Annotated in this window: 4 protein-coding genes; all 4 read right to left on the reverse strand. The window is 45.7% G+C overall.

Annotation, left to right across the window (positions count from 1 at the left end; all coding sequences use genetic code 11):
- Positions 1 to 6: 6 nt before the first annotated feature.
- The gene (locus BGP78_RS01910) at positions 7 to 579 is read right to left on the reverse strand and encodes a phage tail protein I (protein ID WP_119859824.1); all 573 of its coding nucleotides are present in this window, start codon (positions 577 to 579) and stop codon (positions 7 to 9) included.
- The gene (locus BGP78_RS01915; protein ID WP_259386098.1) at positions 576 to 1,481 is read right to left on the reverse strand and encodes a baseplate J/gp47 family protein; all 906 of its coding nucleotides are present in this window, start codon (positions 1,479 to 1,481) and stop codon (positions 576 to 578) included. Before BGP78_RS01915 ends, BGP78_RS01910 begins: the two co-directional genes overlap by 4 nt.
- 589 nt (positions 1,482 to 2,070) lie before the next feature.
- Positions 2,071 to 2,832 carry a hypothetical protein gene (locus BGP78_RS01920; protein ID WP_119859826.1) on the reverse strand — a complete coding sequence of 254 codons (762 nt, stop codon included), beginning with the start codon at positions 2,830 to 2,832 and terminating at the stop codon, positions 2,071 to 2,073.
- A gap of 261 nt (positions 2,833 to 3,093) precedes the next feature.
- Positions 3,094 to 14,739, reverse strand: a complete 11,646-nt coding sequence (locus BGP78_RS01925) for a non-ribosomal peptide synthetase (protein WP_259386101.1) — start codon at positions 14,737 to 14,739, stop codon at positions 3,094 to 3,096.
- Between the last annotated feature and the right edge of the window lies 1 nt (position 14,740).

Raw genomic sequence — 14,740 nt, forward strand, 5'->3', positions numbered from 1 at the left:
TATTCTTTAATGAGTATAAGGATAAATGGTGGTCATTGAGGAGCTACAATGAATGCTGTTAAGTTCAACCACAGGTTTGGCTTGCAAGTTCATATGCAAGTTATAGTCAACCGATTTACGCTTAGCGCGGTCAATAAGCTTGCGGGTTTCTTTAATGAGCGGTAAATCTATGCCACGGTGCGACACATACACGTCAACCCGAAAAGTGCCGGGTTCTGACATGGGCTGATGCTCAAACCATTCGCTGATCTGCGCGCCCATATCAAAGTGCGCCAAGGCATTGGTAATGGCAAAACGAGTCCCTAAATATTGATGCTGCTGGTAGCTGTCGGCTACCAATTGGCGCTTAATGGCTTCAGGCCAGCTTTCGTCCCACTCTTTTATACCTTGGCTCCACGCCAACCAAGGTAGCAGTGCTAACGGGCAATTCGCAGGCTGCCAAAGCGTTGCGACTACATCAGCCCCTTGTTCAAGGGTGGTTAGCTCTTGGCCAATTAGGGTTTGTAACTGAGTTTGCAGTGCGCTGCCTTGATGTAGCGGTTGAAATGGGGTGTCACTGTCATCTATCGCATCGCTCATATCAGCACCTCAAACTCAAGCCCTGCTAGGGCGTTATCACACAGTGCGACTTCATCGCTTGCGACTAAAATGTTTTGCGCGGGGCTGGTAAGCTCAACCTCTTCGACCCCTGCTTGGTGCAATACCGCAAACAGCGCCGAGCGCTTAATATGTTTACCTAGCCCAGCGCGTTCTTTTAAATAAGTGGCGACTTTGTCACGTACTTGCTGCTCTACGTGGGCATGACCAGGCCCCAGCTCTAACTTAACTTTGCCGTGTAAATTAAAGGTGCGGGTTTTGGCGGGCAATAATTGTACTCGGTCACCAATTGGTCGTATTTTTTGTGCGCTTAACACCTCTGACACTGAGTTTTGATCGCCGGCTTTTAGGCCAAAGGTGGTTTCTAATTTGCTCATTAATTCAGTAGATGGCAGCCCGTTGGGGTTTTCATTGCTTAAAATGGTGATCACTATGTGTGACGGGCTGGGGCTAGTAACAAATACATCTTTTACCCGAGGGTCAGCGCTCAAGGTGTGATATTCATAGCTTTCTTGCGTACCTGCGGTGTTTAAGCTGTGGAATGCTTTTTGAATGCGTTGGCGCATGCGCTCGTCGGCCTCGCCAACCAAGCGCGAGACACTGTAGCGGGCACCTATGTGTTCTAAATCGGCCCCAGTGGCACTGGCCAACAAGCTTGATTTAGCAGCATCGTTAACCCGCGCCCGTAATAATGTGCTTTGATACGCATAAGCGTTTAATAGCTGAGTAAGTGGATCAGACTCAAGGGCTAATGCACTGGCCAGCTCGGGGTTATTGTTGATTAATGTTGTTTTTAAGGTCGTGAGGAGGTGTTCAGCGTCAAGCTGTTCAAGCACATCAGGCGCTGGCAACTTAGCTAGGTCAAGTAATTGAGATGTTGGCATAAGAAACGTCTTTGAAAATGAAAAAGAAGATGGGTGTGCGGCGTAATATAGGCGCGGCGTAAAGTAATACATGCGCGGCGTCATACAGGCGCGGCATAAAGCCGCGCCTACGGGATTATTTACACCTTACTGGTAGCCTAGATTTTATCTTTCGCTTTGAAAATCGTTTTAAAAATACGTGCGCGGCATAAAGCCCCGCCTACGGGGTTATTTACACCTTGCTGGTAGGCGAGATTTTATATCTCGCTTTGAAAGTCGCTTTGAGAATACGTGCGCGGTGTAATACATGCGCTGCATAAAGCCCCGCCCACGAGATTATTTGCACCTTGCTGGTAGGCGAGATTTTATAGCTCGCTTTGAAAATCGCTTTGAAAATACGTGCGCAGCGTAATACATGCGCGGCATAAAGCCGCGCCTACGGGGTTATTTACACCTTGCTGGTAGGCGAGATTTTATATCTCGCTTTGAAAGCCGCTTTAAAAATATATGCGCGGCGTAATACATGCGCGGCATAAAGCCCCGCCTACGGGGTTAATTTGAAAACACAGCGCGGCGTAAAGCCGCGCCTACGGGGTTATTTGAAAGCCGCCTACGTTATCGCGTCGTAAAAATATAAGGCAACACTGTTTGGCTGCAAAATGTCGGCATTGCTAATGCTGCTTTTCGCTGTATCAAGGGCCATTGCAGACGTTGTGGTATACCATTGTTCGCCATGCTTATAAGCACAAAATTCAGGACCTTTGTCGCGGGCTTTTTGGGTTAAATTAAATCGCAGCCCTGAGCCGTCGGGTATATAATTTGGATTTATTTGCCCCATCACACCTTTGGGAAAGGTCGCTACAATATGGTCGATATGACCTATAATATCGACATACGGCATCACATCAAATTCATCGGTTTCAAAGGCGGTGGTCATAATAATTTGCGCCTCTATGTGCTGTGCATTACCCGTGCTAAACCATTGTGTGGTGTTATTATTAGGGTTTATAAGAGCAATATGCTCCCCGCCACTTACTGCACACTGGTTCACTTTTATCCACGTATTTAGCGCATGGCCCCCTGCAAAAGTGGTCATGTTTACCTCAGATTGACCCGTTGGCACACTCACGTCTAAAAACTTGATCCATACCGTTTCGCAGCTCTGCGCTGTGGGCGAAAAATAGTGCGCTCGGTTGTACAAGGGCTTATTTTGCGTCAACGGGTTGTTGGTAGCAGGTACCACCAGGCTATCAATCACAATTTCACTGCTTGACGCGTGACATTGGCCGGTATTTATTAACGTAAATGGAATGGTCATTAACGTCTGCTGTGCAGCATCGGCTGGCACGCGCTGAAGAGATACTTTGTCCATGAGGGTTCCTACAAAGGGGGCAATCGCACTGCGTTGCGTATGCATCATAGCGATGTGGTTCAAGGTCATGTTATGAAAACTCTGACCGTGTATGTAATACAATGGGGTTGGCGCTCAATTATGGACTTATGATAGCAACAATGTAGGGTAATAAACGGTCAAACCTGCCCTACCATGCAATAAACCTCGTTTTCCTCAATAAAAACGTGTGCGTAAACGTTACACACACGCTGTAATCATGTCACAAAGATTGCTCACCTTTTAAGTGGTGAGCGTCGGTTCTATCTTGCTAAATGAGTTCATTGCAGCAGCAATCTTTTTCACCGCATCGGAGTTTGAAAACACATCATGGTGGCTACACTCTATAGGCTCAATGATCAGGTTATCGACTACGGCATAATCTGATAAGTGGTTATCGTGTGTCGCTAAGTAATATTGCTCGACCGCGGCAAATACGTCACCGTGCGACTGCTCACAATGACTTTGCTCAGCGCTATGTTGCGCCTTAAATAAGTACGCATGTGCAGGTAACTCCACGCGTGCCTTATTAGGCGTATACATATAGTTTATATCGCCTTGTAACTGCTGATCTTTTAGCAAAGAGTGTAACGCCTCTGAGTGATTTATAGCCGCTGAGTAATTCAAATAGCAATCTACCAATATAACTTGCTCAACCTGCTCCCCAATCACCGCCAACTGCTTAATGATCTCCAGTGCGAGCACCCCTCCAAAGCTCCATCCCATAACGCGATATGGCCCCTGCGGCTGCACTGTTTTCATCATCGCAATATGGCTTATTGCAAGCTGTTGAAAGTCAATGGCCTTAAAGTGCGTGTTATCAGGCATTGCGGCATGTAAGTAATTATTAAATAACACGAGCTGAGTGTGCGCTAAGCTTGGCACCAAATGTGTTTGGTAGCTTTCACTGCCCCCTTGTGCGGGTGGCAATATAAACCAAGGATCGCTGGCGTCAGGGTTATAGATTTCAAACGGCACATAGTCTTTGCTATCAATCGGTGAACGCAGCGCCGCTATAGTGGGTAAATTAAACTGCTGCACCAGCTTGGTTAAACAGTGGCATATGCCATCGGCCAGTGTTTGGGCAATCTGCGGGGCAAGCTTTGACTCAATACTAAACTGCAATTGACCTTGAACAATGGCCCCATTAAATGCTAACTCATGAGGCGACTGGTTGCTGCTATGGCTGTTTTCACCACTAAATTGCGACATTATCTGCCACGGTAAATCAGCTTGCTTACTTAATTGGCCCAAGTAATTAAAACCAATTTGAGGTAGATTGTGGGTATTGTGTAACCTCGACGCCAGTAACGCATAGCCAACGCCATTGTTTGGGATCCGCCCTAATAGCTCTTTGGCAAACAAACAAGTCCGTGTTATATCCACGTCATTATGCTGCGTGTACACCTGTAACAGCACCGGGTAATAACTGGTAAACCATCCCACTGTGCGACTCACATCTAGCTCATCAAAAATGGCCTCTCTGCCATGCCCCTCTAAACAAATACCTTGCATTGTGTGACCAAACTGCTCAAACAATGCTATTGCAAAACAACTCAGCAGTAATTCATGTACTTGACCCAAGCCCGCTTTATTCGCCACAGTGAGTAACGCTTTCGTACTATCAACCGACAACTGCCCCGTGCCTACTGATGCAGGGCTAATGTGGGCACTGTGATTAACTGGGTGTAAACAATTTAAAACTTGCTGCCAATAGCCGACTTCTTGCGGGTAACGCTGCGCATAGCCCTGACACTTCTGCACCCACTGCCGATAACTTGATGTTTTTTCAGGGAGTGTGTCATTTTGAAAACGCGCTTGAATATCATCCGTGATTATTCGCCAAGAAACCGCATCAATGAGTAAATGATGGCAGGCAACATAAAATCGGCTAAAGCCATCATCAATGCCCGTAATATAGCCAAAACGTACCAAGGGCCCCTGCGTAATATCAAACTCTGCTTGCCACTGTGTGAGTTTACTGTGCAATACTTCGTCGCTCATGTGCCGAGCATCTAATAAATTAACTCGGTTCACTGCTGAACTGTTGTACACCTGCGTCATGGCACCTGAGCCTGTTTTTTCAAACGTCACTCGTAATATGTCATGCTGGCAAACCACATCATCTATACATGCTTGAATATGCGCAATTTCAGCGCATGGCACACGCAGCAAGAACGATTGGTTCCAATGATTTGGGGCTTTTATATAGCCCATATCGCATTGGCTAAAGAACCAGTTTTGAATGGCTGATAGCGCAAATGCTCCCGTTAAGTTGCCTTGTTCTGCCTCTATGTCTTGACGCTTACCTTGCTGCTCTAATAACGTACTTTGTGCTGCAACGGTGCGATGAGTAAAAATATCTTTTACCGACAACTGATACCCTAAACGCTTTATTCTGGCACTTAATTGAATACTTAAAATGGAGTCTCCTCCCACCATAAAAAAGTCATCTAAAATACTCAACGAGGTGCTCGACAATAAGCTCAACCATGCTGCCATTACGCTCTGCTGCATGGGCGTGGTTGCTGGCACGATTTGATTGTGTGAGATGTGTGGCTCAGGGAGTTTTGCTACATCGAGCTTCCCATTTAAGGTCAAGGGCATGTGCGTCATGTGTACTAATACAGATGGGTGCATATACACTGGCAATCGCTGCTTGAGCTGTGCAAATGTGCTTGCTTCATCAAGGGGCTCTGGTGCCACATAATAGCTCACTAACAACTCAGATTCATTATGATGATGCACACAGGTATGGGTGTTTACCACTGTCTCAAGTGTACACAGCGCCTGATTTATTTCTTCAAGTTCAATGCGCTGCCCCCTGAGCTTAACTTGCCCGTCGCGCCGCCCAAAAAACTCTATATTACCGGATTTATTTATTCGCCCTAAATCACCTGTTCTATACGCTCTGGCAAATTGTGTGGCGCGCTCTTGCGGCGCATAACAGGCCGCTAACGGATTACCAATAAAACTCATGTTGGTTTGCTGTGGCAAATTTAAGTACCCGCGCGACAACGCTGGCCCCGATATAACAATTTCGCCAACACAGCCCGCAGGCAATGGTTTAAGCTCATCGTCCAATATATAAATATGATTGCTTAATAATGGTTTACCAATCGAGGCGAGCTCGCCCTGTGCAATTGCTTTGTAGGTTGACGTAATGGCGCATTCTGTGACCCCATATTCAACAAATATATTGGCATAAGAAAATGCCTTTAATGCGGCATAGGAGGCTTTGTCGGCACCATAAATTAGGCATTTTAAATTAGGGAAATGCTGAGGGTCTAAACTATCGAGTACCGACGCAGCAACAATTAAATGCGTAACTTGCTCTAATTGAGTCGATGTAAAATCAACCCCATCAGTTACCAGCAGAGCGCCGCCTTGGCACCATGCTCCATAAATAATAGCAATCGAGGCATCAAATGCTGGTGAGATCCCCATATAAAATACCGCATCACCATTTAACTGATAGTTTTTCGCTTGTTCACCAAGGGTATAGTTTATTTGGCTATGTTCAATCATTACCCCTTTGGGCTGCCCTGTTGTTCCTGAGGTATAAATCACATACGCAAGGTCATTAACTGACAAGTTCAAATTGAGCGCCTGCGCAGGTAAGTGAGTATAGTCACATTCATCGACACAGATCACCGCAGCCACGGCAGTGTCGGTGAGTGTATTGGCATATCGTCGTTGTGTTAACACCAGGCAGCTTTGTGTATCCGATAAAATATATGCAACTCTTTCAGGGGGGTTTCTAACATCAATAGGCACAAACGCAGCCCCCGCTTTTAAGCTTGCCAGCTGAGATAGCAGTAAATCATGACAACCCTCCATTAAAATCGCCACCAGCGGGCTGCCTTGCGTGTCTTTGTTTAATTGGGCTTGCTGCCAACTGTGGTGGCTGCGAATAAAGCGCGCTAACTTATTGGCTTGTTCATCAAGCTGTTGGTAGCTTAACGTATCATGGTCTGTAATGAGTGCTGGTGCCTGTGGGGTTATGGCCGCTCTATGGCTAAACTGCTGCTCTAACCGTACACTCGAGTTATGAGGCAAGGCAGGAAAATCTGCCACTAAGGTCTGTATCGCCGCGCTATCTAACACACTGTAGTCTTTTATGGCTTGACTCGTACTTTGTATGATCTGCTCTAACACATACACATAGTGCGCCAGCATATGGGTGATCCGCTCTTGCTCAAACAATGCGGTGGCATAGTTCATAGTACACACCAGTTTGCCTTGATGATTTGCCACCACCACTGATAGGTCATATTTAGCAAATGGTTGGTCGAGCTTCGATTGTTCATGACGATACCAGTGGGCATCAACGGCAGACTCACCAAAGTTCTGCTGCGCAAACATCAATTGAAAAATAGGATGCCGACTGCCGTCTTGTGGTAAGTTTAAGCGTTCGACCACCGCTTCAAAAGGCACATCTTGATGATCTTGGGCGGCACTGCTAACGTGCGCAACCGCTGTGAGTAATTCATCAAAGGTGTCTTGCTTATTCACACTCACCCGCAACGTCAGGGTATTTACAAAAAAGCCCACCAGTTGATCGATGCCATGAATGTGTCGATTGGCTACTGGTGTGCCCAGCACAATGTCACTCTGCCCTGTGTATTTATGCAATAGCACATAATATGCCGCGAGCATTAGGGTATTGAGCGATACCCCTTTTGCCTTTGCCATCTCAATGAGTGTTTTACTGGTTGCAATGTCCAGCTCCCGACTAACATGCGCGCCGGCAAAGTTAAGCTGACTCGGACGAGGCTTATCAGCAAACAGCTGTAAGGTAGGCAACGCATGTAACTGCGTTTGCCAATAACTAAGCTGACGTTCTGACTCGCCCTCTGCTAAATACGCCCTTTGCCACACGGCAAAATCTTTATATTGCAACTTGAGCGTAGGCACCGATAACCGTTCTGCCGATTCAAAGTGACAATAATGCTGATTTAACTCGTGCATAAATAACTCAATGCTCCAGCCATCAAACGCAATATGGTGAATATTAATCAGTAAATACGTCGACGTTTTGCCTTCAACAATATAAGCCTGAAGGGGGATCTGCTGTGTTAAATCAAAGTCTGATTGCCATAAGGTTGCCAACTGAGCCTCACTCGGTTCCCCTTCTACCAGCACCCGCTTTAGCATAAACACAGTTTCTGGCTGCACATCTTGATAAAACCCGCTGCTGTCTTCTTTAATGCAGGTTCTTAACACTTGATGCCGAACCAAAATGGCGCGGATCGCCAATTCAATACAATGCTGATCAGCATCATTACTGAGGTTCAACAAAATCGGAATTTGGTACGCCGATGAATGACTATCAAATTGCTCTATAAACCAAAGTCGTTGCTGCGCATACGACAGCGGGTAGCGACGGGTATTTGCAGGTAAAATTCGTACAGCCTGACGCCCTAAGCCATGCTCAATCAAGGTGCGGATCTGGTTATGTTCAAACAAATCAAGTATCGACAATTCAATATCAAGTTGCTGACGAACTTTGTTTATTAAGTGAATCGCCAATATTGAGTTACCACCGAGCATGAAAAAGTCATCGGTTATCCCCACTTGCTCAACCGTGAGTACCTCTTGCCAAATTGCACACAGTGTTTTTTCAAGTTCAGAAGCCGGAGGAACATATTCATAAACGGTAAACTCAGGCGTAGGCAACACGTTTCGGTCTAATTTGCCGTTCGCTGATAGGGTAAACTTGTCTATTTGTACAAACGCAGCGGGGATCATATGTTCGGGTAGCTTGTTACGTAAATGCTGGCGTAACAGGGCTGAATCAAGTGGTTCAGAGGCCACAAAATACGCGGTTAAATAGTCTTGTTGATTCACTTTGCACACCATAACAACAACGTGTGAAATTGTGGCAAGTTCACTCATTAGCGCTTCAATTTCACCCGTTTCAACGCGGTGACCATTAATTTTTACTTGGAAGTCGGAGCGGCCTAAAAATTGAATATTGCCGTCGTCATGCATAAACGCCAAGTCGCCCGTTTTATACAAGCGATTAAACCCGCGCTCTGTATCGCTTTGCGTCGCAAACGGATTATTGATGAAGCGCTCCTCGGTCAGCGCTGCACGATTTAAATACCCTCGTGCAAGTCCTGCTCCGCCAATGAATAATTCGCCTACCACGCCTTTTGGCACTGGCTGTAGGTTTTCATCCAATAAATAACATTTTTCATTGGCAAGAGGTCGGCCAATTAACGCGGCATTATTGGTTTGAGAACAATCATATGCACAGCTCCATATCACAGTTTCGGTTGGCCCATAGACATTAATCACACGCCCAAATGTGGTTTGTAATTTTGACAACAAGTCCATATCTAATGCTTCACCCCCTACCAAACACGTGATGTGTGGCAGACTGATCCCCGTTAGCATAGGTAATAGTGTGCGGTACACCGACGGCGTTTGCTGGATAAGCGTTAATGTGGTGTCTGTTTTTAACGTACTCACCGCAGCGTCTAACTGACAAAGGGTGACTGTGCCCCCTCTTAATAACGGCATTCCATACTCTAAACCGAAAATATCAAAGGTGAAGGTTGTCAACGACAGCATGTTCGCACTGGTGATATTCATTTCAAAATGCGTTAAAAAGTCGACAAAAGCACCGTGTTCAATCATGACCCCTTTGGGTTTACCGGTTGTCCCTGAGGTATAAATCACATAGGCCAGATCAGCAGAACTCACAGGATAATCACAATAAGGCGTAAAGTTATCAGCAAGCGTACATTGGTTGACCTCAATATACGTCAGTGGCAACGTCCACTCTTCACCCTCTTTGCCATTCTTTTTTGCATCAACACAGATCAACTTAGCCTGTGTGTCTTGTACAATAAACTCAAGCCGCGCTTGTGGGTAATCTACCCCCACTGGCACGTAAGCTGCCCCCGCTTTTAAGATCCCCACTATCGCAATAAGTAAATCTAGGCTGCGTGTCATGCGCACTAAAACCAGTTCACCTTGCGCCACGTTATGCACCTGACGCAAAGTGTGTGCAAAATACGAAGCCGACTCAGCAAGCTGCTGATAAGTTAATGATTCATCGTTATATACCGCTGCAATACTGTGCGCTTTAGCGCTGGCCATTGCGTCAAATTCGTGCACAAATGTACTGGGTTTAGAGCCGGTATCGGTTTTATTAAGCGCGTAGGTCAGATGGTGCTGTTGCTCGGTACTGAGCAAACTAAAGTCGGCTAAACGCTGCTGAGGGTACGCAGTAATACTGGATAATAACTCTTGATAATGCGACAAAAACTGTTCAATACTTGCTTGAGTGAATAAAGCCGTCGCCCAGTTCATTGCCAATGTCAATTGTTCGCCGTGACGGCTGACATATAACGACATATCTTGTTTGGCAACGTGATAATACGGCGCTAAGTCAACGTGTTCAAATCCCGCATTTTGCGCCGCAGCCTCTTGGCCTGAGAACTCATCAATCGAAAACATAACTTGATAAATTGGGTGACGAGAGCTGTCTCGTGACACCGACAAATCATCCACTATTTGTTCAAAAGGAACATCCTGATTGTGCTGAGCCTGCTCTACCGTTTTAGTGACTTGTGCTAGCAACGCCAAAAACGATGCAGACCCATCAACGTGCGTGCGCAGAGGCACTGTATTAACAAAAAGCCCAATTAGCTCTAACACATCAGGATGGTGACGGTTCGCCATGGGTGTGCCAACTATGATATCATTTTGCCCTGAATATTTACTCAATAAGACATTGAATACCGTCAACATAATGCTAAATAAACTACACCCTTGCTGCTGCGCTAACGTGGTTAATTGATGGGACAAATCGCTATCAAGTGCAATAACCAGGTTATCTCCTTGGTATTGAAATTTAGCCGGGCGACTGCCTTTCGTTGGCAGTCTAAGCGTTTCATACCCTGAGAGCTTATCTGACCAATAATCTCGCTGCTGTTGAAATTCCGCAGAGTCTAAAAATTGTCGCTGCCAATCGGCAAAATCACCATATTGGATAGGTAACGCATCAAGCGTGATTGATTTTTGCTGTTTGGCTTGCTCGTAGCAGGTTAACAACTCTTGAAAGAAGCGCCCCGTACTCCAACCATCAAAGGCAATGTGATGAAAGTTAATTAATAAATAGGTGCTTTTTTCTGCCTGCCCTTCTACTGCATAGCATACGGACCGTATTGGTAAATCGCTTTCTAAATCAAAAATATAATTAATATCTTGATGCACGCGGCTTTCAAAGCCATCTGGACTTAGTTTGACCTGTTCAAGTACAAAGTGCGACTCAGGCATAACGACCTGAACCTGTTCATCATTGACTCTTTTTACAATACTGCGTAACACTTCATGGCGCTGAACGACGGCCATTAACGCTGCTTCTAAATGCGTGATGTTACACTGCGTGAGCCGCAGCAATAACGGGATGTTAAACGCATTTGTACCTTGTTCATATTCATGAACAAACCATAAGCGCTGCTGAGAAAATGACAAAGGTGCATGCGCCTGTTCACGCTTGGGAATGCGACGACGCGCCACATTACCATGCTGTGCTAACACGGCGGATATGGTTTTCGCTTTAAATAACAGCGCAAGTGGGATCTGTAACTTTAATGCTTGTGACATACTTTGGCAGAGCGAAATAGCCAAAATTGAATTGCCACCGAGTTTAAAAAAGTCATCGTGTATGCCCACACGATCTAATTTGAGCGCTGCCGCCCAAATTTGCGCCACAATAATTTCTTGTTCTGACTTTGGAGCCTGATATTGCTCAGAGGAAAACTCTGGTGGCTTAAGGGCTTTACGGTCGAGCTTACCATTGGCAGAAAGAGGGAACTGCGTCATATGCACAAAGACTTTTGGCACCATATAATCGGGTAGGTTTTGCTCAAGCATGCGCCCTAGTTGCTCATCGCTGATCGGGACTTCACTGACATAATATCCCACCAAAACCTGATCATCACAGCGCGCAACAACACTCACCAATGCCTGTAAAACCTGCGGGTGCTGGCACAACTGCACTTCTATTTCAGACAATTCAATACGCAGGCCATGTAATTTAACCTGAAAGTCACTGCGCCCGATATACAGCAACTCGCCGTCTTGATTAAACTTAACCTTATCGCCGGTTTTATACATGCGATGGGCACCAAAGATCTCGGTGCTGGGATCAAAATACGGGTTCGCTAAAAAGCGTGTGTGTGTTAATTCGTCGCGATTTAAATACCCCTTCGCAACACCCGTACCCGCAATGTATAACTCCCCTTCAGTGCCAATTGGCACCTGACAATGTTGGTCATCAAGAACATAAACCAAAGTGTTTTGAATCGGTTTACCAATGGGTACGCAGTCTGTGACTTGGGCACACGGGTAGTACGTTGAATCAATCGCGGTTTCTGTCGGCCCATATAAGTTGTGTAACTGGCACCCTCCTAAATGATGGTGGTTCACCGCGTTAAATAATTCAACTTGCGACAATGCAAGCGCTTCACCAGAGGTAAATATGTAGCGTAAGCTTTTTGGAATACTTAACCCATGTAGCTGAATGCTTTGTAAGAACACGTTAAACATGGAGGGGACGAAGTGCACCACAGTCACCCCTTCTTCTTCAATCAACTGATACAAACGCTGTGGGTCTTTGTGCGCATTAGGGGGTGCCATCACCACACTTGCGCCGTAGCAATGGGCCCAAACAAGCTCCCATACAGAGACATCAAAATTATAAGGGGTTTTTTGCAACACCACATCCTGGGGCGTAAGCGGGTAAGTATTTTGCATCCAATCAATACGATTAAGTAAAGCATGGTGCGACAACATAACCCCTTTGGGTTGACCGGTTGTACCTGATGTATAAATCACATAGGCCAAATCTTGCAAGGTACTTTGAACGGTAAGCGGCGCTTTGAGTTGATCTAATATATATAAGCTGTTGATCGCAACAATGCGGTTGGGATCAAGCTCTGGTAATTCATCTAACAAGGCCAGCTTTTCATATTGTAAGCTGAAAATCATTTCGGCTTGAGTGTCGTCTAAGATGAATGCTTTGCGGGCTTTTGGCAACGCAGGGTCTATCGGTACATAAGCCCCCCCTACTTTGTGAATGGCTAAAATGGCTGGGATCATCTCAAGTGATCGCTCCATCACCAAGGCAAACACTTTATTAGCACAGTCATCAACGTGTTGTGTTATCCAGTGCGCTAATTGATTGGTATATTCATCAAGCGCCTGATAACTCATTTGCTGTTGTTTATATTTAACGGCGATGTGTGTTGGCTGAGCAGCTGCCGTCGCTGAAAAGAGCGCTGTTACAGTGTGTTCGGGTAAAACTTGATAAGTTTGGCAGCCATGCTGGTGGAAAAATGCCGTTTCTTCTGGGAGCACCACCTCAATCTGAGACACTGATTGGGTAATATTGTCACTAAACTGCGCTAACACCTGTTTATATCGCTCAACGACTCGGTTAATTGTCTCGCGGTTAAACAGTGCGCTCGCGTAATTAAAATATCCACTTAACACGCCATCGCATTCAGTTAAGTACAAAGAAAAATCATATTTTGCGACTTGATATTCATCAGCCAAGGGGTACGCTTGAAATTGGCTCTGCTGGGCTTGGGCTGTTTTATCAAAACAAAATAGCACTTGAAACACTGGATGCATATTGAGTGAGCGGTCTAAGCCGAGTGCATCAACCACCACGTCAAAGGGTAATTCCTGGTTTTTCAAAGCATCAATGACGTTAACATGGGTTTTGTGGATAAAGTCGATGCAGCTCATCGCAGAGTTCACATCATGGCGAGTGGCCTGGGTATTGGTGAATAACCCCACCACAGAGCCTGTTCCTTCAATTTCGCGGTTTGCCACTACCGAGCCGGTGACAATATCTGTTTGATTCGCCCATTTGCTTAATAGCACCACAAAGCTTGAGAGCAATAAGCTGTATAAGCTCACGCCGCTGTCTTGTGCCAGTTTAATCAGTACAGAACTTTGAACAGCCGATAATTCAAATGACACGTTGTTTCCGATATAACTAGCTTGATCTGGTCTAGGTCGGTCGTAAGGAAGGTCGAGTGTTTCAGCCCCCGCCAAATGTGTGCGCCAAAACGCCAATTGCTTTTGCCATTGTGCACTGTCTTTTTGATGACTTTGCCAATAGGCATAGTCGCCATAATCAAAGCTCAGCGCGGGTAAATTCAACGTCAGGTCATTGAGCTGCGCTTCATACACATGCTTAAGCTCTGATAAAAAGACCCCCGCACTCCAGCCATCAAATGCAATGTGGTGAATATTGATAAGTACCACATCTTGCTGATGGGGTTTCGCATCCGTGACATGATAATGGCTCACCCTAATTGGCGCTTCATCTGTGAGCTTAAAAATATGCTGAATATCATGGCGGAGTAACGACGAAAGCTGCTGTTCTTGCGTTTGCTGGCTGTCTATCTTAACGCGCGACGATGCTAAGCGCTGCTGCTGTGCATGGGCGTCATTTTGGACAAATACACTATTTAAGACCGGATGACGTAAAACCATAAAAGCCAGCGCTTGCTCAAAACACGCTACATCGAGCGCTGGCACATAAAAACACAGCGGAATCGTATATGCATTGCTGCCTTGCTCTAACTGCTCAATAAACCACAGTCGTTGCTGGGCATATGACATAGGTTTAACCGGGTTCTGACAACGATAAACCACGGGTAATGCGCTGGGTTCCTGTTCAATGCCTGATTGCAGTAGCACTTCTATTAGCGCTTGTTTATTGGCTTTTATTAAATCAAACCAGTACGTTTTGTCTTCTAACGGTTGGCGTAATTTAAATTTTAATTTATCGCCTGACTCGACCCAAAGCAGCATCTGCAAATCGTTAACTTTATACAATAACTCCAATGCATTCATC

Origin of the sequence: Pseudoalteromonas sp. MSK9-3 (assembly GCF_003590335.1) — a bacterium.
In the GTDB taxonomy this organism is placed as follows: Bacteria; Pseudomonadota; Gammaproteobacteria; order Enterobacterales; family Alteromonadaceae; genus Pseudoalteromonas.

What these genes read in the sequence shown, in the direction of transcription:
- BGP78_RS01910 (WP_119859824.1), bottom strand. Translation starts at nt 579, where the DNA reads ATGAGCGATGCGATAGATGACAGTGACACCCCATTTCAACCGCTACAT.
- BGP78_RS01915 (WP_259386098.1), bottom strand. Translation starts at nt 1,481, where the DNA reads ATGCCAACATCTCAATTACTTGACCTAGCTAAGTTGCCAGCGCCTGAT.
- BGP78_RS01920 (WP_119859826.1), bottom strand. Translation starts at nt 2,832, where the DNA reads ATGGACAAAGTATCTCTTCAGCGCGTGCCAGCCGATGCTGCACAGCAG.
- BGP78_RS01925 (WP_259386101.1), bottom strand. Translation starts at nt 14,739, where the DNA reads ATGAATGCATTGGAGTTATTGTATAAAGTTAACGATTTGCAGATGCTG.